This window comes from Bacillus sp. LR--39, from assembly GCF_053613335.1.
Map to the genome: position 1 here is coordinate 1 of NZ_JBSIOT010000270.1, position 1,163 is coordinate 1,163.

Below are 1,163 nucleotides of genomic sequence, written 5' to 3' on the forward strand. Positions count from 1 at the left end.
ACAGTGGAATCTCCCGCTAAAAATACTTGAATTGGTTTCTTCATCACATGTTCTCTCCTTTCACGGCGTTTCCTGATACATTTGCCTGAAGACACCCGGCGGCATGCCGACCTGTTTTTTAAAAATCCGGTTAAAGTAATTGTGGCGGTAGCCGACTTCTTCTGACACGTCATGAATTTTTTTATTCGTATTGACCAGCAGTTCTTTCGCCTTTTCGATTCTGATCTGGGTCACATAATCGATAAAATTAATACCGGTCACTTGCTTAAATGCCTTGCTTAACGTATATGAATTCATGCCAAGCGCATCGGCACAGCTTTCCAATGAAATGTCCGCCATATACTGTTCGTGAATCATCGCAATCACACGTTCTGCCAGCTGCTTTTGCTGTCTGTTTTTTCTGCCCTCAAGCTTGGAAAGGTAAGGCGTCACCACTGCATCAATCAGCCAGGCAGCCGCTTCATTAGGTTCGCGCAATTCTGAAATATCAAGAAACGGGTTCCGATGCTGAAACAGTTCGCTGGGATTGAGCCCGGAATGCAAAATATCCTCCTGAATGCGGGAAAACAGCTGAATCAGGGCGGAATGCACATGCCTGTCTATGGCCGCCTTTTCCGCCAGTTCCTTCATGCATCCATCTATCAGTTCCTGGGCTTCCTGTTTTCTTTCCAGCCGGATGGCCTGAACAATTTGTTTTTCCAGCTCAAAGGGGTAATAAGGAGCGAACTGCTCATCCTGAGGGAAGTCGGCCTGCAAATCAATGACCTGATTCCGGTTGGCAAACTGCCTGCGGGATTTGCCGCTTTTCACATTCTGAAATAAAGAAGGAATTTCCGTGACACGCTCCGTCTCGCTGCTCAATGTCGAGGTCAGGCATAGTCCGGTTACATTCCCAAATTGGCGTGCCAGCTCCGTTATATACGCCTTCAGATCAGAGCTGTTTGTTTTCATCACAAGAACGGTGACAGAAAGCCGGCCGATATCAAGTATGGAGAGCTGAAAAACGCGTTTGGCCGCCAATTCCTCAGCCAGATTGGTCAGGGTAAACACGGCAAGCTGTTCATCACCTTCACGGAAGATGCTTTTTTCACAACGGAGCCCTGTCACCTGAAGATCCAGCACATGAAACTCGTTTTCGCCGATGTTCCAGCCAGCCTGCTCCA

At 47.8% G+C, this 1,163-nt stretch carries 1 protein-coding gene; it reads right to left on the minus strand.

The window, feature by feature from the left end:
* Nucleotides 1–60: 60 nt before the first annotated feature.
* The coding region (locus ACWHAR_RS22415) for a helix-turn-helix transcriptional regulator (protein ID WP_452087872.1) at nucleotides 61–1,163 on the minus strand (1,103 nt) is incomplete at its 5' end.